Below are 21,178 nucleotides of genomic sequence, written 5' to 3' on the forward strand. Positions count from 1 at the left end.
GGGGCGGCCCAAGGGTGTGGTGGTCGAGCACCGGTCGCTCACCAACTACGTGGTGCGGTGCGCGACCGCCTACCCCAGCCTGCGGGGTGCCACGCTGCTGCACGCGTCGATCTCGTTCGACGCGATCGTGACGGGACTGTACGGCGCGCTGACCTCGGGCGGTCTGGTGCACGTGGCGGCCTTCGACGACACGCTGGCCGAACGTGCGCGCCGGGACGGGGTGTCGTACACGTTCGTCAAGATGACGCCCGCGCACCTGTCGTTCGCGATGGACGCATTGCCCGAGGACTTCGGCCCGTCGGTGCAGTTGATGGTGGGTGGCGCTGCCGCGGGACGCACCGAGCTGGAGCGCTGGCGGGCGTCCCATCCGGGTGTGTCGATCGTGAACCACTACGGCCCGACCGAGGTCACCGTCGGCTGCACCGACTATCCGGTCCCGGAAGACGGTCTGGCGGACGGCCCGGTGCCCATCGGGAAGCCGATGACGAACATCCGGGCGTTCGTGCTCGACGGTCGGTTGCGACCGGTGCCACCGGGTGTGGCGGGTGAACTGTATTTCGCGGGTCTGGGCGTGGCGCGGGGTTATCTGGGGCGTAGCGGTTTGACGGCCGACCGGTTCGTGGCGTGTCCGTTCGGGTCGGGCGAGCGGATGTACCGGACCGGGGACGTGGCCAGGTGGCGGGAAGACGGGAACCTGGAGTTCCTGGGGCGCGCCGACGACCAGGTGAAGATCCGCGGTTTCCGCGTGGAACCGGCCGAGATCCAGGTGGTGCTCGCCGGGCACGACCACGTGGCGCAGGCGGTCGTGACAGTGCGCGCCGAGGCACACGGTGACCCCCGCCTGGTCGCCTATGCCGTCGCGGCGAGCACCACTCCCGCGGCACTGCGTGAGTACCTGCGGGAACGGTTGCCGGACTACATGGTGCCGGCCGCGGTGGTGCTGCTCGGTTCGCTGCCGCTGACACCGAACGGCAAGGTCGACCACTCGGCACTGCCCGCACCCGACTTCACCACGACTGCCGGCGTCGCCGCCCCGCGCAAGCCGCACGAGGAGCTGCTGTGCGGGCTGTTCGCCGAGGTTCTCGGGCTGGCGAGGGTCGGCATCGAGGACAGTTTCTTCGACCTGGGTGGGCATTCGCTGCTGGCGACGCGGTTGGTGTCGCGCGTTCGCGCGGTGCTCGGCGTCGAGCTGTCGGTCCGTGCCGTGTTCGAGTCCGGCACGGCCGCCGCGCTGGCGCGGCTCACCGAACGCGCGACCGGGGTCGCACGGCCCGCGCTGACACCGGTCACGCGGCCGGAGCGTGTGCCGCTGTCGTTCGCCCAGCAACGCCTGTGGTTCCTGCACCAGCTGGAAGGGGCCGACCCCGCCTACAACGTGCCGATCGTGCTGCGGATGACCGGCGACCTGGACACGGCCGCACTGCGCGCGGCACTGGCCGACGTCGTCGCGCGGCACGAGCCGCTGCGGACGGTCCTCACCGAGGTCGACGGCGAACCGGTGCAGACGATCCTGGCACCCGACGTCGACGTGCCGCTCCCCGTGACCGAAGTGGACGGTGCGAACGTGGCCGAGGCAGTGTGGCGCCCGTTCGACCTGGCAGGTGAGCTGCCGTTGCGTGCGTCGCTGTCGCGGGACGGGAACGAGTGGGTGTTCGCGCTGGTGCTGCACCACATCGCCAGCGACGGCTGGTCGATGGCCCCGTTGCTGCGGGACCTCTCACGCGCCTACGCGGCACGGGTGGCCTGCGCGGCACCGGACTGGTCGCCGTTGCCGGTGCAGTACGCGGACTACGCGGTGTGGCAGCGGGAGCTGCTGGGGAGTCTCGACGATCCCGGTAGTGCGGTGGCGCGGCAGGTGGAGTTCTGGTCGCACCGGCTCGCCGGGTTGCCGGAGCAGGTGAGCCTGCCGGGTGATCGTCCGCGCCCCGCGGTGGCCTCCCATCGCGGGGCCGTGCTGGCTTTCGAGATCGATCCCGTGGTGCACGGGCGGGTCGTGGCGGCGGCGCGGGCGGCGGGCGCGAGTGTGTTCATGGTGCTGCAGGCGGCGCTCGCGGGACTGTTGACGCGCATGGGCGCGGGCACGGACATCCCGATCGGCTCACCGGTCGCGGGCCGGATGGACGAGGCACTCGACGAGCTGGTCGGCTTCTTCGTGAACACCTTGGTGTTGCGGGCCGACACGGGTGGTGATCCGTCGTTCGCGGAGCTGCTGGGTCGGGTGCGGGAGACGGCGTTGTCGGCGTATGCCAATCAGGATGTGCCGTTCGAGCGGTTGGTGGACGTGCTGAACCCGCACCGGTCGTTGGCGCACCACCCGTTGTTCCAGGTCATGCTGGTGTTGCAGAACAACGTCGAGGCGAGCCTGGAACTACCCGGCCTGACCGTGACTCGCGAGCGGGTCACGGGCCGGAGCACCCGGTTCGACCTGACGTTCGCCCTCCGCGAGCGTCGTGACGAGCACGACGGGCCCACCGGCATGACCGGGCGAGTCGAGTACAGCACCGACCTGTACGACCGAAGCACGATCGAGTCCCTGGTCGCCCGGTGGCTGCGGTTGCTGGACGCCGTGACACGCGACGTGCGCCTGCCGCTGAGTGGCATCGACCTGATGACGGACACCGAACGCCGCCGGGTGCTGGTCGAGTGGAACGACACGGACCGGGAGTCCACCGCGCTGCCGGTGCCCGCCCTGTTCGAGCGGCAGGTGGCGCGGACACCCGACGCGGTGGCGGTGGAGTTCGAGGACGAGTCGGTCGGCTACGCCGACCTGAACGCGCGGGCCAACCGGCTGGCCCACCGGCTGATCGCGTCGGGCGCTGCGCCGGAACGCGTCGTGGCACTGGCCGTGCCGCGTTCCGTGCGGATGGTCGTCGCCCTGCTCGCGGTGTTGAAGTCGGGGGCGGCCTACCTGCCGGTCGATCCGGAGTACCCGGCCGAACGCATCCGGTACATGCTGGCCGACGCCGACCCGGTGTGCGTGCTCGACGCCGAGGAACCCGACGTGTCAGGCATGCCGGACGACGATCCGCGCGTCCCCGGGCTCACGCCGGACAGCCCCGCCTATGTCATGTACACCTCGGGCACGACCGGTACCCCCAAGGGCGTCGTGCTGCCACACCGCGCGCTGGCCAACCTGATGGCGGCCACCGACCAGGAGCTGGCGGTACCCGCGGCAGGGGTTCGCACGGCCCAGTTCACCTCGCTGAGCTTCGACGTCTCCGCCCAGGAGATCCTGTTCGCGCTGCTGTCCGGCAGGACGCTCGTCGTGCCGGACGCGGACACCCGACGGGACATGACCGCGTTCGCCGTGTGGCTCGACGACCGGGCGGTCACCGAACTCTTCGCCCCCAACCTGGTGATCGACGCGGTGTGCGAGGCCGCGGACCAGGCGGGCAGGACGTTGCCCGCGCTGCGCCGGGTGATCCAGGCCGGTGAGGCGTTACGGCTGGACGGCCGCGTCCGCGGCTTCTGCCGGGCGGGCGGCCGGCGGCTCTACAACCACTACGGCCCAACCGAAACCCACGTCGCCACGTCGTGCCCGCTCCCGGAGGATGTCGCGGACTGGCCGAGCAGGGCACCCATCGGCGTGCCGGTGCCGAACCTGCGGGCGTACGTACTGGACGACGGCCTTCGACCGGTGCCACCCGGTGTCGTCGGCGAGCTGTACCTGGTCGGTGCCGGCCTCGCTCGGGGCTACTGGCGCAGGCCCGCGTTGACGGCGGGCCGGTTCGTGGCCAACCCCTTCGGATCGGGCGAGCGGATGTACCGCACCGGGGACGCGGTCCGCTGGCGCGACGGGCAGCTGGAGTACCTGGGGCGCACCGACGACCAGGTGAAGATCCGCGGGTTCCGGGTCGAGCCGGCCGAGGTCGAGGCCGTGCTGGCCGCGCAGGACGGCGTGTCCCGGGCCGTCGTGACGGCCTGGAACGACCGGCACGACGAGCCGAGCCTCGTGGCGTACGTGGTGCCGGACGCTGCGCGACCCACCACGGACGCGGCGCTGCGTGCGGCACTGGGGGACCGGCTGCCGAACTATCTCGTGCCCGCCGCGATCGTCCTGCTGGACACGCTGCCGCTGTCCGCCAACGGCAAGGTCGACCGCGGGGCACTGCCCAGGCCGGACTTCGCCGCCCGCGCCGGCCGCCACACCGGCGGGCCGAGCAACCCGCAGGAGGAGCTGTTGTGCGGGTTGTTCGCCGAGGTGCTGGGGTTGCCCGAGGTCGGGGTGGCGGACGGGTTCTTCGATCTGGGTGGGCATTCGCTGTTGGCGACGCGGTTGGTGTCGCGGGTGCGTGTGGTCATGGGCGTGGAGCTGTCGGTGCGGGCGGTGTTCGAGGCACCCACGGTCGCCGGGCTGGCGCGGCTCGCCGGTGCCGCGGGCGGCGTCGTGCGGCCCGCGCTGACGCTCGCGCCGCGACCCGAACGACTTCCCCTGTCGTTCGCACAGCAGCGCCTGTGGTTCCTGCACCGGCTCGAAGGCGCGAACCCGCTCTACAACATCCCGATCGCGGTTCGCCTCACCGGCGACCTCGACCCGGACGCACTGCGTGCCGCGCTGTCCGACGTGGTCGGCAGGCACGAAGCACTGCGCACCGTGTTCACCGAACTCGACGGTGTGCCGACACAGACCGTCCTCGACCCGCCTGATGTGCCGCTGCCGGTGGTGGACGTCGGCTCGGCCGACCTGCCCGACGTGTCGGACGTCGTCGGGTACCGCTTCGACCTCGCGACCGACCTCCCCGTGCACGCCGTGCTGTACCGGCTCACCGACGCCTGGGTGCTGGTGCTCGTGGTGCACCACATCGCGGGCGACGGCTGGTCGATGGCACCGCTGCTGCGCGACCTCGCGACCGCCTACACGGCCAGGGCTGGGGGCAGGGGACCGGGGTGGCGTCCGCTGCCGGTCCAGTACGCCGACTACGCCGTGTGGCAACGCGAGCTGCTCGGCGACCTCGACGACCCGCACAGCACCATCGCGGCGCAGGTCGACCACTGGCGGCGTGCCCTCGCCGACCTGCCGGAGCAGGTCGGGCCCCCGACCGACCGGCCCCGGCCACGCGTGGCGGCACACCGGGGCGCGAACATGACGTTCGAGATCGACGCGGCCGTGCACGCGCGGATCGTCGAGGTCGCCCGGGCAGGCGGGGCGAGTGTGTTCATGGTGCTGCAGGCCGCGCTCGCCGGGCTGCTGACCCGGCTGGGGGCCGGCACGGACATCCCGATCGGGTCGCCGGTGGCGGGCAGGCTGGACGACGCGCTCGTCGAGCTGGTGGGTTTCTTCGTCAACACCCTGGTGTTGCGCACCGACACCTCCGGCGATCCGACGTTCGCCGAGCTGCTGGGCCGCGTCCGGGAGACGGCGTTGTCCGCCTACGTCAACCAGGACGTGCCGTTCGAACGGCTGGTCGACGTCGTCAACCCGAACCGGTCGCTCGCGCACCACCCGCTGTTCCAGATCATGTTGGTGCTGCAGAACAACGCCGAGGCACGCCTCGACCTGCCCGGGCTGACCGTCACCAGGGAACGCGTCACGACCGGCCACGCCCGCTTCGACCTGACGTTCAGCCTTCGTGAGCGTCGCGGTGCGGACGGCGCACCCGCCGGCCTGTCCGGCCGTGTCGAGTTCAGCACCGATCTCTTCGACCGGGAGACGGTCGAGTCGCTGGTCGGGCGGTGGGTCCGGTTCCTGGCGGGCGTCACCCACGACGTGCGGCAGCCGCTGCATTCCGTCGCCCTGCTCACCGAGCGGGAAGCGCACCGGCTGCTGGTCGAGTGGAACGACACCGTCGTCGAGCCGCCGCCGGGCACCGTGCCGACGTTGTTCGAGCGGCAGACCGCGGGAACGCCCGACGCGGTTGCCGTCGTGTCGGCCTCCGGGCCCACCACCTACGCGGAGCTGAACACGAGGGCCAACCGGCTGGCCCGGCGGCTGATCGAGTTCGGGGCAGGCACAGAACAGTGTGTCGCCGTGGCCGTGCCGCCGTCCGCCGACCTGGTCGTCGCGCTGCTCGCCGTGCTCAAGGCGGGTGCGGTGTACCTGCCGGTCGCCCCGGACTATCCACCCGATCGCATCCGGTTCATGCTGGCCGACGCGCGGCCGGTCTGCGTCGTGTCCACACAGGACGTTCTCGGCGCGCTCCCCGAGTTGCGCGGGCTGGCGGCCGTCCGCGTCGACGAGCCGCTCGACGGCCACGCCGGGCACGACGTCACCGACACCGACCGTGTTCGTCCACTGCGTGCCGGCAGCGCGGCGTACGTCATCTACACGTCCGGCACGACCGGCCGCCCCAAGGGTGTCCTGGTCTCGCACCGCGGCGTGCCGAACCTGGCGGCCGCGATGGCGAGGCGGGCAGGCGTGACGGCAGGCAGCCGGATGCTCCAGTTCGCGTCGGCCAGTTTCGACGCCGCCCTCGCCGAGACACTCATCGCGCTGCTGGCAGGCGCGACGCTCGTGTTGCCGGACAGCAGGGCGACCGGCGGCGAGCTGGCGGCGTTCGTCGACCGGCACGCCGTCACCCACGCGACGCTGCCGCCCGCGGTGCTGGCGACGCTTCCTGTCGACGGTGTGCCGAGCCTGACGACCGTGGTGCTGGTCGGCGAGTCCGTCCCGGCGGACCTGGTGTCCCGCTGGTCGGTCGGCCGCCGCCTGGTCAACGGCTACGGCCCCACCGAGACGACCGTCGGTGCGACGGCGAGCGGTCCACTCGGGCAGGACGGGCCGGTCCCGATCGGGCGCCCCCTGGACAACACCCGGGTGTTCGTGCTGGACGACCGGCTGCGGCCGGTGCCGCCGGGGGTCGTCGGCGAGCTGTACGTCACCGGTCTCGGCCTGGCGCGGGGATATCTCGGGCGGCCGGGGTTGTCGGCGGGCCGGTTCGTGGCGTGTCCGTTCGGTTCCGGTGAGCGGATGTACCGCACGGGGGACCTGGCGCGGTGGCGTCGTGACGGTCAGCTGGAGTTCGCCGGACGGTCGGACGACCAGGTGAAGATCCGGGGTTTCCGCGTCGAGCCCGGCGAGGTGGCGGCAGTGCTGTCCACCCACGAGTCGATCGCGCGGGCCGTCGTCACCGTCCGCGAGGACCAGCGCGGTGAACCCGCACTGGTGGCCTACGCGGTGCCTGCCGGGGCCGGCGTGCCCGCGCCGGTGCTGCGTGAGTTCCTGCGTGAGCGCCTGCCCGACTACCTGGTGCCTGCCGCTGTCGTGGTCGTCGACGACGTGCCGCTGACCGTCAACGGCAAGGTCGACCTGCGGGCCCTGCCCAGGCCGGACTACACGGCACAGGCCGGCAGTGGCGGCGGCCCGCGGGATCCGCGGGAGGAGTTGTTGTGCGGGTTGTTCGCCGAGGTGCTGGGGTTGCCCGAGGTCGGGGTGGCGGACGGGTTCTTCGATCTGGGTGGGCATTCGCTGTTGGCGACGCGGTTGGTGTCGCGGGTGCGTGTGGTCATGGGTGTGGAGCTGTCGGTGCGGGCGGTGTTCGAGGCGCCCACGGTCGCGGGCCTGGCGCGACGGGTACGCGCCGCGGGCGCCGCGGTGCGCCCGCCGGTGGTGCCGATCGCCCGGCCGGAGCGGGTACCGCTGTCGTTCGCGCAGCAGCGCACGTGGTTCCTGCAGAAGTTCGAGGGGCGCAGCTCCACCTACAACGTCTCCCTCGCCCTGCGGATCGCCGGCGACCTCGACGTGACCGCGCTGAACTCGGCCCTGCGCGACGTCGCAGGCAGGCACGAGTCGCTGCGCACCGTGTTCACCGAGGTGGACGGCGAGCCCGCACAGACCGTCCTCCCCGTCGGCTCCGGCGGTCCGGTGTCGCTGTCCGATGTGGACAGTGAGGCGCTGCGTGACGCCATGGCCGTGTGTACCCGTCACAGCTTCGACCTGGCGAGCGAACCGCCCCTGCGGGCGTCGCTCCTGCGGGTCGCGGCAGGCGAGTTCGTGCTGGTGCTGGTGGTCCACCACATCGCCGCCGACGGGTGGTCGATGGCGCCCCTGTTGCGGGACCTGTCTCGGGCGTACGCGGCGCGGGTGGCCGGCGCGTCGCCGGACTGGACGCCGTTACCCGTGCAGTACGCCGACTACGCGGTGTGGCAACGGGAACTGCTCGGGGACCTGGACGACCCGGGCAGTCCGGTGGCCCGGCAGCTGGCGTACTGGTCACGGCAACTCGCCGACCTCCCCGAACAGGTCGGTCTGCCGGGAGACCGACCGCGCCCCGCGGTCGCGTCTCACCGAGGTGCCGGGATCGCCGTGCACATCGGTCCCGACCTGCACGACCGGATCCTGGCCGCCGCGCGGTCCGGCGGCGCGAGTGTGTTCATGGTGTTGCTGGCGGGTTTGGCCGGGGTGCTGGGCAGGTTGGGTGCGGGCTCGGACATCCCGGTGGGCACGCCGGTGGCTGGTCGTACCGACGAGGCGTTGGATGACCTGGTCGGGTTCTTCGTGAACACGTTGGTGTTGCGGACGGATACCGGTGGTGATCCGTCGTTCGCGGAGCTGCTGGGTCGGGTGCGGGAGACGGCGTTGTCGGCGTATGCCAATCAGGACGTGCCGTTCGAGCGGTTGGTGGACGTGCTGAACCCGCACCGGTCCCTCGCGCACCACCCGCTGTTCCAGATCATGCTGGTGGTGCACAACAACGCCGAGGCCGGTGCCGAACTGCCCGGCCTGCGCGTGACCCGGGAACGGGTGGCCGGGAGCGGTGAGGCACGGTTCGACCTGACGGTCAGCGTGCGTGAACAGCGGACCGCCGACGGCGCTCCCGACGGCATCCGGGGGTGGCTCGAGTACACGACCGACCTGTACGACCGGGAGACGGTCGAGGCGTTCGTCGGGCGGTGGGTGCGGCTGCTGGACGCCCTGACCCGGGACGTCGACCGCCGGGTGGGTGGGGTCGACCTGCTGTCCGGCGCGGAACGGCACCGGATGCTGATCGAGTGGAACGACACGGCACGGGACGTGCCGCCGGTGCCGGTCCCGGTGCTGTTCGAACAGCAGGCGGCACGCACACCGGACGCGGTCGCGGTGGAGTTCGAGGACCACACGACCACCTACGCGGAGCTGAACGCGCGAGCCAACCGGCTGGCCCGGCACCTCGCGGCGCTCGGGGCGGGGCCGGAGCGACTGGTCGGCCTTGCCGTGCCCCGGTCGGCGGACATGGTCGTGGCGCTGCTGGCGGTGCTCAAGGCAGGTGCCGCCTACCTGCCGATTGATCCCGGCCATCCGGCCGAACGGATCCGGTTGATGCTCGCCGACGCCCAGCCGGTGTGCGTTCTCACCGTCCGGCACGGCCTGCCGGGCGACATCGCGCCGGACGGCATCGTGCTGGACGACCCGTCGACGCGGGACACCGTCGCCGCCCTCGACGGTGGCGACCTCACCGACGCCGATCGCGTCGCGCCGCTGCGACCGGACAACGCGGCGTACGTCATCTACACCTCCGGCACCAGCGGCCTGCCCAAGGGTGTGGTCGTGTCCCACCGCGGGCTGCCCAACCTGGCGGCCGTCGCGGTGGACCGCTGTGCCGTCGGCCAGGACGACCGGGTGCTCCAGTTCGCGTCGCTCAGCTTCGACATCACCGTGTGGGAGGTGTGGCTGGCACTCGCGTCCGGTGCCCGGCTGGTGCTGCCGGACAGCGGCATGGCAGGCGACGAGCTTGCGGCGTTCATCGACCGTAACGCCATCACTTACGCGACGCTGCCGCCCGCCGTGCTCGCCACGCTGCCGGACGGTGCTCTGTCCAGTGTGGACACCATCCTGGTCGGCGGCGAGTCCGTGTCGGCGCCGCTGGTGTCCCGCTGGTCGGCGGGCAGGCGGTTGCTCAACGGCTACGGCCCGACGGAGACCACCGTCGGTGCCACGATGACCGGCCCGCTCGGCGACGTCGACGGGCAGGTGCCGATCGGCACGCCGATCGCCAACATGCGTGCCTACGTGCTGGACGACGGCCTGCTGCCGGTGCCGCCGGGTGTGGCGGGCGAGCTGTATCTCGCCGGTGCCGGCCTGGCCCGCGGCTACCTCGGGCGCCGGGGGCTGACCGCGGACCGGTTCGTGGCGTGTCCGTTCGGTGTGCCGGGGGAGCGGATGTACCGCACGGGCGACCTGGTGTGCCTGCGCCGCGACGGCGCCATGGAGTTCGTCGGGCGGTCGGACGACCAGGTGAAGATCCGCGGTTTCCGGGTCGAGCCAGGCGAGGTCGAGGCCGTGCTGTCCACGCACAAGACGGTCGCGCAGGCCGTCGTGACCGTTCGCGAGGACCTCCCGGGCGACCGGGGGCTCGTCGCCTACGTCGTGCCCTCGGACGCCGCCACGCACGGCGAACCGGCCGTGCTGCGCGAGTTCCTGCGGGAGCGGCTGCCCGAGTACCTGGTGCCATCGGCCGTCGTGGTCCTCGGCGCGCTGCCGCTGACCACCAACCGCAAGGTCGACCTGCGTGCCCTGCCCGCGCCCGACCTCGGCGCCACCGCGGGTCGCGGCGGCGCGGCCCGCGACCCGAGGGAGGAACTGCTCTGCGGGCTGTTCGCCGAGCTGCTCGGCGTGCCGAGGGTCGGTGTCCACGACGGGTTCTTCGACCTGGGCGGGCATTCGCTGCTGGCGACCCGGCTGGTGTCGCGGGTGCGTGCGGTGCTGGGGGTGGAGCTGTCGGTGCGGGCCGTGTTCGAGTCGCCGACCGTCGCCGGGCTCGCGCGCCGGGTACGCGCGGCCACCGGTGCGGCGCGCCCGCCGCTGGTGCCCGCCGCCCGGCCGGAGCGGATCCCGGTGTCGTTCGCGCAGCGGCGCCTGTGGTTCCTGCACCGGCTCGACGGCCCGAACTCCGTGTACAACATGCCGGTCGTGCTGCGGCTGACCGGCGACCTCGACCCGGCCGCACTGGGTGCCGCGCTGGCCGACGTGCTCGCCAGGCACGAGTCGCTGCGGACCACCATCACCGAGTTCGACGGCGTGGCCTGCCAGACGATCCTGCCCGCCGGCACCACGGCCGCGTTGCCCGTCGCCGACACCACGGGGGAGGACCTGCCGGGACTGGTCGCCGAGGTCGTCGGTCACCGGTTCGACCTCGCCGGGGAAATCCCCGTGCGTGCGGCGCTGTTCCGGCTCACCGACGCCTGGGTCCTCACACTCGTCGTGCACCACATCGCCACCGACGGCTGGTCGATGGGCCCGTTGCTGCGCGACCTGTCCCACGCCTACACGGCACGCGTCGCGGGCAACGCGCCCGTGTGGCCGGTGCTGCCGGTCCAGTACGCCGACTACGCGCTCTGGCAGCGGGAACTGCTCGGTGACCCGGACGACCCGGACAGCCCGGTCGCCGGTCAGGTGGCGTACTGGACCGAGGCCCTCGCCGGGCTGCCCGCGCAGGCCACCCTGCCCGGCGACCGGCCACGTCCCGCGGTCGCGTCCCATCGCGGCGCCGCCGTCCACGCCGACCTCGACGCCGGCCTGCATGCCCGCGTCGCGGCCACCGCTCTGGCAGGCGGGGCGAGTGTGTTCATGGTGTTGCAGGCGACGCTCGCCGCACTGCTGACCCGGCTGGGCGCGGGCACCGACGTGCCGATCGGCTCCCCGGTCGCGGGCCGGATGGACGAGGAAGTCGCCGACGTGGTGGGTTTCTTCGTCAACACCCTGGTGCTGCGCACCGACACCGGCGGCGACCCGACGTTCGCCGAACTGCTCGCCAGGGTGCGGGACACCGCGCTGTCCGCGTACGAACACCAGGACGTGCCGTTCGAGCGGCTCGTCGAGGTGCTCAACCCGCACCGGTCCCTCGCCCACCACCCGCTGTTCCAGGTCATGCTCGTGTTGCAGAACAACGCGGGCGCGGGCTTCGAGCTGCCCGGCGTGACGGTCAGCAGGCAGGATCGCGACACCGGCGCCAACTCGCGGTTCGACCTGACGTTCAGCCTCCGGGAACGGCGCGCCGGGGACGGGCAGCCCGCGGGCCTGAGCTGCTGGGTCGAGTACAGCACCGACCTGTACGACCGCGAGACCATCGAGTCGCTGCTGCGCCGGTGGGAGCTGCTCCTCGAGGCGGTCACGGCGGACCCCGGCCGGCGGCTCGGCGACGTCGACCTGCTCACGGCCGACGAACGGCGCACGATCCTCACCGAATGGCACGCCACCCCGGTCGATCCGCCCGCCGACACCCTGCCGGCACTGTTCGAACGGCAGGTCGCGCGGACCCCGGACGCGGTCGCCGTCACCTGCGACGGCCGGTACCTCACCTACGCCGAACTGGACGTGCGTGCCAACCGGCTCGCGCGGTTGCTCGTCGAGCGTGGCGCGGGCCCGGAACGCGTCGTGGGCCTGTTGCTGCCCCGGTCGCCGGAACTGGTCGTGGCGATCCTGGCCGTGGTGAAGACGGGTGCGGCGTACCTGCCGATCGATCCGGACTACCCGGCGGGGCGCATCGAGCTGATGACGGCCGACACCCGGCCGGTCGCGGTGGTGGACAGGGCCACGGTCGACGAGTCGGCAGGCTGTCCCTCGGCGGCGGTCTCCCGTTCGCTCACCGTCGACAATGCCGCGTACATCATGTACACGTCGGGTACCACCGGGGTGCCGAAGGGCGTCGTCGTCTCGCACGCGGGCGTCGTCGGGCTCGCCCGTGCGGACTGCTTCGCGGGCGGCGCACACGAGCGGGTGCTGTCGCATTCGCCGTACGTGTTCGACGCGGCCACGTACGAACTGTGGGTGCCGCTCCTGTCCGGTGGCGGTGTCGTCGTGGCCACGGGCGATGTGGACGCCGACGCGGTGCGTGCCGCCGTCCGGCAGGGCGTCACCGCGATGTGGGTGACGTCCGGGTTGTTCGAGGTCCTCGCCGAGACCGCACCCGCCTGTTTCCTCGGGCTGCGCGAGGTGTGGACCGGCGGCGGTGTCGTGTCCCCGGCCGCCGTCGACCGGGTCCGGGCCGCCTGCCGCGATCTGAGCGTCGTGGACGGCTACGGGCCGACGGAGACCACCACGTTCGCCACCTGGCACCGCGTCACCGCCGAGCCGCCGCACGACCGCGTCCCGATCGGACGTCCGATGCCGGGCAAGCGGGTGTTCGTGCTGGACAGTGGCCTGCGGTTGGTGCCGCCGGGTGTGGTGGGCGAGCTGTACGTGGCCGGTGTCGGGGTGGCGCGCGGTTACCTCGGGCGCCCCGGCCTTAGCGCGGAACGGTTCGTGGCGTGTCCGTTCGGTGCCGCTGAGCGGATGTACCGCACGGGTGATGTGGTGCGGTGGCGTCGTGATGGGGAGCTGGAGTTCGTCGGGCGGTCCGATGACCAGGTGAAGGTGCGGGGCTTCCGGGTGGAGCCGGGCGAGGTGGAGACCGTGCTGGCCGCCCACGGTTCGGTCGCCGGCGTCGTGGTCGTCGCCAGGGAGATCACGCCGGGCGAGCGCGCGCTCGTCGCCTACGTGGTGCGGGCAGACGACTCGCCGGCCCTCGGCGAACGCCTACGCGAGTTCCTCCGCGAGCGCGTGCCCGACTACCTCGTGCCCTCGGCCTTCCTCGTGCTCGACGCCCTGCCGCTCACCCGCAGCGGCAAGGTGGACCGCGACGCGCTGCCCGACCCGGACTTCGCCGCGGTCGCCGGAACCGGCGGCGGGCCCCGCACGGCGCGGGAACGGTTGCTGTGCGGGCTTTTCGCGGAGGTCCTGCGGCTGCCGGAGGTGGGTGTCGGCGACAGGTTCTTCGACCTGGGCGGCGACTCGATCTCCGCGCTGCGGCTGGTCGCCCGGGTGCGTGAAGCCGGCCTTGTCGTCTCGGTGCGGGACGTGTTCGGCTCGCCGAGCCCGGGGGCGCTGGCCCTGGTGGCGACCGAGTCGACCACGGTCGCGGACGAGGACGACGTCGCCTTCGGCCCCGCCGAGCCGACGCCGGTCATGCGATGGCTGTTCGGCGGTCACGGGCCCTCGGTCGCCGGGTTCCACCAGTCGATGATGGTGGGCACCCCCACCGGCCTGACCGAAGCCGACCTGGTGGCCGGCGTGCAGGCGCTCCTGGACGAGCACGACGTGCTGCGCATGCGGGTCGACCACACCGGCCGACCGGAGATCCAGCCACCAGGCGCGGTACGGGCCACCGACCGCGTGCGGGTCGTCAACGGTACCGACGACGGTACCGACGACGGCACCACCGAGAACATCACCGGCGAGGCCAGAGCCGCCGTCGCCCGGCTGGACGCCGAGGCCGGGGTCATGGTTCAGGCCGTGTGGTTCGCCGAGCGCGGCCGGGTGCTGCTCGTCGCCCACCACCTCGTGGTCGACGGCGTGTCCTGGCGGGTCCTGGTACCCGACCTGCTGGCCGCCTGGCAGGCGGCGGCCACCGGAAGGACGTGGCGGCGCGGTCACCGTGGCACGTCGTGGCGGCGCTGGTCACGGCTGCTGCACGAGCAGGCCACCAGCCCGGCCCGGGTGGCGGAACTGGACCTGTGGGTGGGCATGGCCGACCCGGCCGGACTGCCGACCCCCCGGCCACTCGACCCGGCACTGGACACGGTGTCCTCTGCCCGGTCGCTGACCACCACCGTGTCCTCGGCCGTCACGGCGGCGGTCCTCTCCGAGGTGCCCGCGCGGTTCCACGGCGGCGTGAACGACGTGCTGCTGACCGCGTTCGCGCTGGCGGTCGGCCGGTGGCGGCACCGGCAGGGAGCCGGCGGCACCGCCGTGCTCGTGGAACTGGAGAGCCACGGCCGGGAGGGCGACGCCCTCGGCGCGGACGTGTCCGCGACGGTCGGCTGGTTCACCAGCATGTACCCGGTGCGCCTCGATCCCGGCGCCGCGAGCCCCGAACAGCTTGCCGAGGGCGGACCGGAACTGGGCGACGCGGTCAAGCGCGTCAAGGAACAACTGCGTGCCGTCCCGGACAACGGACTCGGCTACGGCCTGCTCCGCTACCTCAACCCCGAGACGGCTCCGGTTCTCGCGGCGCTCCCGGCACCGTTGATCGGCTTCAACTACCTCGGCCGTTTCGCCTCGGACACCGGCGACGCGCCGGGAGCCGGGGAGTCGGCACTGTTCACCGTGCCCGCGGCAGGCGACCCCTCGGTGCCGCTGCGCCACGTCCTCGACCTCAACGCGGTCACCCACGACCGGCCCCACGGCCCCGAACTGACCGCCCACTGGTCATGGCCGGGTGCACTGTTCACCCGCGAGCAGATCGCCGACCTGGCCGACACGTGGTCGGCCGTGCTCGAAGGGCTCGTCACGCACGCCAGGGTCCCCCTCGCCGGCGGCCTCACGCCGTCGGACCTGCTGGTCCAGCTCGACCAGAGCCTCATCGACCGGATCGAAGCCGCCTGGAAGGACCAGTGATGGCCGCGACGAAGCCAGCCGACATCCTGCCGCTGTCCCCGTTGCAGCAGGGGTTGTGGTTCCACGCCCGGTACGGCCTGGAGTCCGATGTGGACGGTGACGTCTACCTGGTGCAGCAGGTGCTGGAACTGGAGGGCGAGGTCCGGCCGGAGGCCCTGCGCGAGGCCGTCGGCGTCGTGCTGCGCCGCCACCCGCACCTGGCGGCCGGGTTCTTCCACGAGGGCCTGGACTTCCCGGTGCAGGTCGTGCCGAGCGACGTCGAACCGCCGTGGCGGCAGTTCGACCTGTCCCGGTTACCCGCCCCGGACCGGGCGCGGCGGCTGGCCGACATCCTCGCCGAGGACCGTCGCCGCCGGTTCGAGCCCACCCGGCCGCCGCTGCTGCGGTTCACCCTGGTCCGGCTCGGCGACCGGGACTTCCGGTTCGTGTTCACCAACCACCACATCCTGCTGGACGGCTGGTCGGTGCCGCTGCTGTTCCGGGAGCTGTTCCTCGCCTACTCCTCGGGCGCCGACGCGCTGCCCCACGTGCCGCCGTACCGGAAGTACCTGGAGTGGCTGCTCGGCCAGGACCGGGCCGCGGCGCAGGCGGCGTGGCGGACAGCGCTCGCCGGCCTGGACGGCGGCACCCGGCTGGCGCCGGCGGCCTCGGTGCGCGGCACGGCCGTCGAGCCGGTCGCGACGCAGCTGTCACTGCCCGCCGACCTGACCGCCGAGCTCACCGCCCGCGCCCGCACCTGGGGCGTGACGCTCAACCTGATCGTCCAGGGCGCCTGGGCGGTGCTGCTCGGTCACCTGACCGGCAGCGACGACGTCGTCTTCGGCACGACGGTGTCGGTACGGCCGCCGGAGCTGGCAGGCAGCGACCACATGATCGGACTGCTGATCAACACGGTGCCGGTGCGGGTGGTGCTGCGACCGGGCGAGTCGATGGCCGCGCTGCTCACCCGCCTGCACCGCGAGCAGACCGCGCTGCTCGGCCACCAGCACCTGGAACTGGCCGAGATCCACCGGATCGCCTGCACGAACGAGCTGTTCGACACGCTCACCGTGGTCGAGAACTTCCCCGTCGCCGAGCGTGCCGACCGGGTCGACGCGAGTGTGCGGCTGACCCGCCGCACCGGCACCGGCGGCGACTCGTCGCACTACCCGCTCAGCCTGGTCGTCACCCCCGGCACGCACCTGACGCTGCGCTTCACCCACCGCCCCGACGTCCTGGACGCCGAAACGGTCACCGCCCTCACGGGCCGGTTCACCCGGCTGCTGGAGACGGTGGCCCGCACACCCGAACGACGGCTCGCGTCGCTCGACCTCCTCACCCGCGACGAACGGCACCAGACGCTCACCGCGTGGAACGACACCCGCCGCGACCACCCGATCCGCACGCTGCCCGAGCTGTTCGAACAGCAGGCCGCGCGTACTCCGGCCGCGACCGCACTGTCCTTCCTGGACACCGCCCTGTCCTACGCCGAGCTGAACGCACGCGCCAACCGGCTCGCCAGGTACCTGGTCACGCTGGGCGCCGGCCCGGAACGCCGTGTCGCGCTGGTGCTGCCGAAGTCGGCCGACCTGCCCGTCGCGATGCTGGCGGTGCTCAAGACCGGCGCGGCATACGTGCCGATCGACCCGGACTACCCGCGGCCACGCATCGACTTCATGCTCACCGACGCCCGCCCGGTGTGCGTCGTCGCGGCCACCGCGGTCCCCGGCGCGACGGTCGCCCTCGACGACGACGCGGTGCGCGCGGGCGTCGCCGGGATGGCGGCCGGGAACCTCACCGACGCCGACCGCCACGGCGCCCTGTCGCCCGCGCACCCGGCCTACGTGATCTACACCTCCGGCACGACCGGCCGCCCCAAGGGGGTCGAGGTGCCGCACGCGGGCGTGCCGAACCTCGCCGCCTTCCTCGCCGGGCGCTGCGCCGTGACGCCGTCGAGCCGCGTGATGCAGTGGGCGTCGGCGAGCTTCGACGCCACCGTCCTGGAGACGTGGCCGGCGTGGGCCGCAGGTGCCACGCTCGTGCTGCCGCCCGACCGGCTCGCCGGGGACGAGCTCGCGGCGTTCGTGGCGAGGGAGGGCGTGACGCACACGCTGCTGCCGCCGACCGTCCTCGCGACCCTGCCCGTCGAGAGCGTGCCGGGCCTGTCGTGCGTCATCGGCGGTGGCGAGGAGCTGCCGCCGGACCTGGTGCGACGCTGGTCGGCGAACGGGCGGCTGGTGCTCAACGCCTACGGCCCCACCGAGATCACCGTCGTCGCCACGATGAGCCACGCCCTGGACGGGACCGGGACCGTGCCCATCGGCGGCCCCCTGGACAACACGCGGGTGTTCGTGCTGGACGGTGCTCTGCGGTTGGTGCCGCCGGGTGTGGTGGGTGAGCTGTACGTGGCGGGTGCCGGGGTGGCGCGAGGCTATGTGGGACGTCCCGCGTTGTCGGCAGGCCGGTTCGTGGCGTGTCCGTTCGGTTCTGGCGAGCGGATGTACCGCACGGGCGATGTGGTGCGGTGGCGGCGCGATGGTCAGCTGGAGTTCGTCGGGCGCTCCGATGACCAGGTGAAGGTGCGGGGCTTCCGGGTGGAGCCGGGCGAGGTCGAGGCCGCGCTGTCCGCGCACGACGCCGTGGCACGGTCCGTCGTCACCGTCCGGCAGGACGGCGCCGGGCCGCCCCGGCTGGTCGCGTACGCGGTGGCGCACGGCGCGACCGACGCCCTGCCCGTCCTCCTGCGCGACCATCTCCGGGACCGGCTGCCCGACCACATGGTGCCTGCCGCCGTGGTGATCGTGCCGGACCTGCCGTTGACGCCGAACGGGAAGCTGGATCGCGGGGCACTGCCCGCACCCGACTTCGCGGCGGGCGCCGGGCGCGGCGGCGCACCGGGCACGCCGGCCGAGGAACTGCTGTGCACACTGCTCGCCGACGTGCTGGGGCTGCCGAAGGTGTCCGTCGACGACGGGTTCTTCGACCTCGGCGGTGACTCCATCATCGCGCTGCGCCTGGTGTCCCGCGCCCGTGCGGCCGGGCTCGTGCTGTCGGTGCGGGACGTGTTCGACAGCCCGACCGTCGCCGGGCTGGCGGCCGTCGCCTCCCACACCCAGGCCACCGGCGAGACGGACGACGGCGTGGGCGCCGCGGCCTTCACCCCGATCGTGCACTGGCTGCTCGGCGGCGGTGGCCCCGACGTCGGCACGCTGCACCAGGCGATGACCGTCGAGGTGCCGGTCGGCATCGCCGAGCCGGTCCTGGTCGCCGGCCTCCAGGCCGTACTGGACGAGCACGACGCGCTGCGCATGCGAGTCGGTGACGTCGAGGCGTGGATCCCGCCGCCGGGCTCGGTCCGCGCGATCGACCTGGTGCGCAGGATCGACCTGTCCACAGTGGCCGGTGCGGACCGTGAGGCGGTGCGGGCGAGGGAAGCCGCCGCCGCGGTGGCCGGACTGGCGCCCCGGGACGGGATCATGGTCAGGGCGGTGTGGTTCGACCACGGCGACGCGTCCGGCCGGTTGCTGCTGGTGCTGCACCACCTGGTCGTCGACGGCGTCTCGTGGCGGGTGCTGCTGCCCGACCTGCGGGCCGCCTGGGACACCGCCCGCAACGGCGGCACCTGGCGGCGCACCAACAGGGGCACGTCGTGGCGGCGCTGGTCGCGGCTGCTGGGGGAGCAGGCCCTCGGCGCGGACCGCATCGCCGAGCTTCCCCTGTGGTCGGCGATGCTCGCCGCACCCGACCCGCTGTCCACCGCGCGGCCACTCGACCCCCGGCGCGACACCGCGGCGTCGGTGCGGTCGCTGACCGTGTCGCTGCCGCCGGACACCACGGCCGCCGTGCTGTCCGCCGTGCCCGCCGCGTTCCACGGCGGTGTCAACGACATCCTGCTGACCGCCCTCGCCGTCGCCCTGGTGCGGTGGCGCAGGCGGTTCGGCATCGACACCACCCCCGTGCTGGTCCGGCTCGAAGGCCACGGGCGGGAGTCGGCCGCGGCCGGGTCCGACGTGGACGTCTCCGACACGGTCGGCTGGTTCACCAGCATGTACCCGGTCCGCCTCGACCCCGGCGCAGGCGAGGACCTCGTGAGCGCGGTCAAGCGCGTCAAGGAACAGCTGCGTGCCGTCCCGGACAACGGGCTGGGCTTCGGTCTGCTGCGCCACCTCAACCCGGACACCGCGGCGGTACTCGCGCCGCTGCCCGAACCGGTCGTCGGCTTCAACTACCTCGGCCGGTTCGCGGCCCGGTCCGACGCCTCCGACGGCGCGCCACTCGCCATCCCCACCGCGACCGCACCGGCACCGGCCCGCCACCTCGTCGACCTCAACGCCGTCACCCACGACCGCGCCGACGGTGCCGAGCTGACGGCGACCTGGTCCTGGCCCGGCCACGCCCTCACCGAACGGGAGATCCGTGACCTCGCCGACTCCTGGCTCACGGTCCTGACCGAACTGGCCGGGTCCCACGCGGGTGGCCACACACCGTCCGACTTCCTGGCGCCCGTGCCGCAGCACGTGATCGAGGAGTGGGAGCGGTCGCCCGCGGGCGTCGCCGACGTGCTGCCGCTCGCCCCACTCCAGCAGGGCCTGTGGTTCCACGCGCTCTACGACTTCCACTCCACGGCGGCGGACGACGGCGCGTACCGCGTGCAGCAGGTGCTGGCGCTCACCGGCCCGGTCCGGCCGGACGTGCTGCGTGCCGCCGCGACCGCGCTGCTGCACCGCCACCCGCACCTGGCCGCCGGCTTCCGGCACCTCGGGCTGCCCGCCCCGGTCCAGGTCGTGCCCGGCCGGATCCACGTGCCGTGGCGCGAGATCGACCTCGCTGACCTCGCCGACGACGTGCGTGCCGGCAGGCTGCGCCGGGAACTCGCCGACGACCGGCGGCGCAAGTTCGACCCGGCCAGCCCGCCGCTGCTGCGGTTCACCCTGGTCAGGATGGCCGACGACGACTTCCGGCTGGTGTTCACCAACCACCACATCCTGCTGGACGGCTGGTCCGTGCCGCTGCTGATGGCCGAACTGCTGACGCTGTACCGGGCAGGCGCCGACCCGGCCGGGCTCCCGCACGTCCCCCCGTACCGCCGCTACCTCGAGTGGCTCGGCCACCAGGACCCGGGCGCCGCACTGGAGGCGTGGCGCGTCGCGCTGCGCGGACTGCCGCAGCCGACCCGGCTCGTCCCGGCGACCTCGGTGCGGGACGTGCCCGTGCCGCCCGCGTCGATCCAGGCGCGGCTGACCGCGGCGGCGACGGCCGCACTGACCGAACGGGCCCGTGCCCTCGGCATCACCCTCAACACCGTCCTGCAGAGCCTGTGGGGTGTGCTGTTGAGCCGTGTGACCAACAGCGGCGACGTCGTGTTCGGTGCCACGGTCACCGTGCGGCCGCCCGAACTGCCCGGCAGCGACCGCATGCTCGGGCTGTTCATCAACACCGTCCCGGTCCGGGTCCGCGTCGACCCCGCCGAGTCGTTCGGCGGCCTGCTGACACGCGTGCAACGGGAGCAGGCGGCGCTGGTCGGCTGCCACCACGTCGGGCTGACGGAGATCCAGCGGCAGGCGGGCCTTGGTGACCTGTTCGACACGCACGTCGTCTTCGAGAACTACCCGGTCGACAACCGGGCCGTCACGGCCGACCACGCCGTGCGCGTCACCGGGTTCGGCGGTTCCGGCGGCGACGCGTCGCACTACACCGTCGGACTGCTCGGCATCCCTGGCCGCGAACTGGTCCTCCGGCTGAGCTACCGGCCCGATCTCCTCCCGGAGGACGCGGCGCGGCGCCTCCTGGACCGGTTCGTCCGGCTGCTCGGCGACGTCACGGCCGATTCTGACGTCCCAGTGTGTCGTGTGGACCTGTTGAGCGAGTCCGAGTGTGGGTTGTTGGCGTCGTGGAACGACACGGCCGGGG

Annotated in this window: 2 protein-coding genes; both read left to right on the top strand. The window is 73.0% G+C overall.

The window, feature by feature from the left end; translation table 11 throughout:
- Positions 1-15,289, top strand: a 15,289-nt coding sequence (locus CLV71_RS47215; protein ID WP_133909530.1) for a non-ribosomal peptide synthetase, incomplete at its 5' end; no start/stop codon positions are given.
- Positions 15,289-21,178 (top strand): non-ribosomal peptide synthetase (locus tag CLV71_RS47220; RefSeq protein ID WP_133909531.1); only part of this gene is annotated, 5,890 nt, incomplete at its 3' end. The genes CLV71_RS47215 and CLV71_RS47220, both read left to right, overlap by 1 nt.

Origin of the sequence: Actinophytocola oryzae (genome assembly GCF_004364325.1) — a bacterium.
Lineage (GTDB): Bacteria > Actinomycetota > Actinomycetes > Mycobacteriales > Pseudonocardiaceae > Actinophytocola > Actinophytocola oryzae.